This is a genomic window from Pedobacter sp. 10L46_2 (assembly GCF_056395165.1).
In genome coordinates, this window is the sequence record NZ_JBFTIZ010000361.1 from 1 (window position 1) to 3,938 (window position 3,938).

3 protein-coding genes are annotated in these 3,938 nt (G+C 33.8%); all 3 read left to right on the top strand.

Going from position 1 to position 3,938, the window contains the following annotated elements; translation table 11 throughout:
• Window positions 1-467: 467 nt before the first annotated feature.
• Window positions 468-1,670: a glycosyltransferase gene (locus AC1DDX_RS24855; RefSeq protein WP_172663213.1), complete on the top strand. Its 1,203-nt coding sequence runs from the start codon at window positions 468-470 to the stop codon at window positions 1,668-1,670.
• A 62-nt stretch (window positions 1,671-1,732) separates the two neighbouring features.
• Window positions 1,733-3,247 (top strand): lipopolysaccharide biosynthesis protein, encoded by a 1,515-nt coding sequence (locus tag AC1DDX_RS24860; protein WP_337714831.1) that lies wholly within the window; start codon window positions 1,733-1,735, stop codon window positions 3,245-3,247.
• A gap of 12 nt (window positions 3,248-3,259) precedes the next feature.
• On the top strand, window positions 3,260-3,938 hold a 679-nt coding region (locus AC1DDX_RS24865; protein ID WP_477622781.1), incomplete at its 3' end, for a phosphoribosyltransferase.

Below are 3,938 nucleotides of genomic sequence, written 5' to 3' on the forward strand. Positions count from 1 at the left end.
GTCTAATTATAAATCCCTATCCTATAATAAGTGGCGTAATATTTGTAATGGGGAATGTTTTTCTCAATAAAAATAGTTTTTTTTATTGAGAAAGAAAGTTTTTTTATTTTTTTTCTACGCTTAAAAGCATTTAGCGCTTGATTTGATAGTTTGGAGCAGTAATAATATGTGTTTTGTGTGGAAAATTTTCCCCAATTTTTATTATTTCTTTCTCCTAAATTCAACTTTCCTTGAACTTATATCATTAATTAAACGCGGCAATGAATTATTGTCGGGTCTAATTTAAGTTGTTAATTGTGAAAGCTTTATCTATTAGAAAGAGTTGCGGTATTACTTAGTTTAGGTTATCTTTAATGGATATTAAAAACAATCGTAGAAAACAGACTTGTTTTGGATAGCTTATTGTTTTGAATTTTATTGTATCTTATCGATCTACCAGTTATTAATAGATATAAAAGCGTATTTTAATGAATTTTGTTTTTGTCAGTTTGCAGCGAATAAATACAGATCGGGAGTCAACTTCCACAAGCTTAGCTAAAGAATTGGCAAAAAAGCACAGAGTATTATTCGTAAATCCTCCTATTGATAGAAAAACATTACTGTCAAAGGACAACGACCGTTATGTAAAAGAGCATATTAAGCTTATAAAAAATGGAGGCACCGGAACAAGGAGTTTAACTGATAATCTATACGTATTAAATACGAATAGCTTGTTAGAGTCAATTAATTGGATCCCCTCAACAAAAGTATTTTCTCTTTTCAATTATGTAAATAACAGGCGGTTTGCCAGGGACATTAAACAAGCATTGTCGGCGCTAAACTTTGACTCCTTTATTCTTATCAATGATAAAGATATATTCAGGAGCTTTTACTTAAAGGAATTATTGAAGCCAGACCTATATATATATCTTGATAGGGATTATACGCTTGGTGTTGATTATTGGAAAAGACATGGTGAGGCTCTAGAACCTAAATTGATAAAAAAGTCGGATCTTGTGATTTGTAACTCCAATGACTTCGTTAGAAGCGCCAAAAAATATAACCCAAATAGTTTTTACATTGGAAACGGCGTAGATCTTGAGCTTTTTAATAATGATATATTGCATGATATCCCGGCGCGGCTAAAAAATCTGGATAAACCAATAATAGGTTATGTTGGGGCGCTAAGCTCTTTAAGACTTGATCTGGATTTAATCATCAATATAGCAACTGCAAAACCAGAATATAACTTCGTTTTAATTGGTGAAGAGGACAAGGAATTTAGTAAGAGTATTTTACATGAAATGAAAAATGTTCATTTTTTTGGTAAAATAGATAAGAAAAATATTCCTTCTTATGTGCAATATTTTTCCGTTTGTATAAATCCACAGTTACTTAATGAAATTACTATTGGTAACTTTCCTTTAAAAATAGTAGAATATCTTGCGATGGGGAAACCTGTAGTTGCAAAGTCTACTAATACAATGAAAGAAGTATTTTCAGAACATACTTATCTTGCTAATGATGCGCCAGAGTTCGCAGATCTAATAACTAAGGCCTTGTCTGAAGATAATTCTGCCTTGCATTCAGAAAGGATTTCTTTTGCAAAGGGCTTTAGTTGGGATAAGGTTGTTTCATTATTAAATGAATCAATAAGATCTTGTACTACCAATAATCCAACGCTGATCTAAATGTTAGCATAAATATTGATTTACTATATTTTAATCAGCACCCTAAACTACTACGCTCATAGATGAACCGAGACAAACAGTATAATAAATGGCTAGAAACGTCCCATCTGACGCAAGATTTAAAGTCGCATTCTATTTCAGGTGGTTTTAACACTGTTGCCGGCCAGGTATTGTCTTTTGGAATAAATATGCTGTCTACCATTATCCTAGCCAGGTTATTGGTGCCGGGAGATTACGGTTTGGTAGCTATGGTAACTACAATAACTGGGTTTATCACTGTATTTAAAGACTTAGGTTTATCTTCGGCAGTTATTCAAACAAAGGAACTAAAAGATGACCAGGTGAACTCCATCTTTTGGATAAGCATCGGTGTTAGTTTTGTTATAGCACTAATTGTGTCGCTTTTAGCACCACTTTTAGTTGCCTTTTATAAGGAAGAGCGACTTCTGAATATGACTCTTGTGTTTGCCGCAAGTATTTTTATTACAGGATTTTCTCTTCAGCATAATGCGTTAATGAAGAGGCAGATGAAGTTTAAAACTTTGTCGAGAATTCAGATTTTAAGCACTGTAGGTAGTTTACTTACTGGTATGTTTTTAGCTTGGAAAGGATTTGGTTACTGGTCAATTGTAGCTATCTCAGTCTCCAGCCCAATATATTCAACTATATCACTCTGGTTTTTATGCGATTGGCGGCCTCGACTTGGTTTTAATTCAAAGGGGATAAAAACATTGGTATCTTTTGGCGCTGGTTTAACAGGATTTGATCTGGTAAATTATTTTTCCAGAAACATGGATAATGTTTTAATCGGAAAGTTCTCGGGGCCAAGTGCATTGGGAATGTACTCAAAAGCCTATCAGTTGTTGCTTTTGCCGATTACTCAATTACGGGATCCACTAAATGCTGTTGCGCTGCCGGCTTTAAGTAACCTTCAAAACGATAAGTGGAAATACAATCATTTTTTTTGCAGGTACCTGTTTACATTGGCATTTTTCTCTATGCCTATTGTGATTTATTTTGCAGTTTTTTCGCACGAAATTATCTTTATTGTTTTAGGAGATAAATGGATCGCAGCATCTTCTATATTTAAATTGCTAGCTATATCTGCATTTATCCAGCCTGTTGCGAGTACTCAGGGATTACTATTGATAACTACCGGGAAAGCAAAAAAATACTTTTACTTAGGTATTATTAACTCTACTTTAGTTGTAGCCGGATTCTGTATTGGAATAAATTGGGGCACCACAGGTATTGCCATATCGTATGCAATTGTAACTTACGCGTTGTTTATTCCCTTGCTGCTTTATAGTTTAAAGGATTCGCATCTTTCAATTTTACAATTTCTAGAGGAAATTTGCCTGCCTGCGGTGTTTGCGCTAATTAGTGGTGCAGGTATGTTTTTTGTAAGAGCAAACCTAGCGGGGACCAATTCGTTTCTGATTTGTATAATTGGTTTTCTTGCAGGAGCCATTATTTATATAGGACTATGGTTTCTGACAAAGTTTACGAGAAATAAAATGAATAGGATTCTTGAGATTGGTCAGTTCCTAATTAATAAGAATAAATTAAAAGCTTAAATAATCTAAAAAATGAACTACAGATCAATTGAAGATTTAAATCATGCAATTACTACTAATCTTTCTAAAGTACCTTTGGAGATAGATTTAATTGTGGGGGTTCCCAGAAGTGGATTGCTTGCGGCTAATTTGCTGGCCCTGCATTTAAATCTTCCCTTTACTGACGTAGAAGGATATGTTAATGGAAGAATCCTTCAATCAGGAGAGCGATTAAAATCGTATATCAAGCCTTTTAGTGAATATAAAAATGTACTTATTGTTGAGGATAGTATTTGGTMTGGCAGCTCCATAATTAACGTTAAAAATAAGCTTAAAGGACTTTATCCGGAAAAGAAAGTGCTATATACAGCTGTATATGCTGTAGAAGAGACCAAAGATAATATTGACTTTTACTTTGAAATATGCCCAGGACCAAGAATTTTTGAATGGAATATGATGCATCATGATCTACTTGAAAATTGTTGTTTTGACATCGACGGCGTATTGTGCATAGATCCAACAGAAGAAGAAAATGATGATGGGCCTAAGTATGAACATTTTTTAGAAAATGTAGAACCATTTTTTAGACCAAGTAAAACCATAGGTTATTTAGTTACCAATAGGTTAGAAAAGTACAGAGCGTTAACAGAGGCTTGGTTAGCGAAGCACAACGTAAAATACAATCATCTGATTATGTTAGATCTTCCTGATA

Coding starts and splice junctions, on each gene's coding strand:
- AC1DDX_RS24855 (WP_172663213.1), top strand. CDS start 468: ATGAATTTTGTTTTTGTCAGTTTGCAGCGAATAAATACAGATCGGGAG.
- AC1DDX_RS24860 (WP_337714831.1), top strand. CDS start 1,733: ATGAACCGAGACAAACAGTATAATAAATGGCTAGAAACGTCCCATCTG.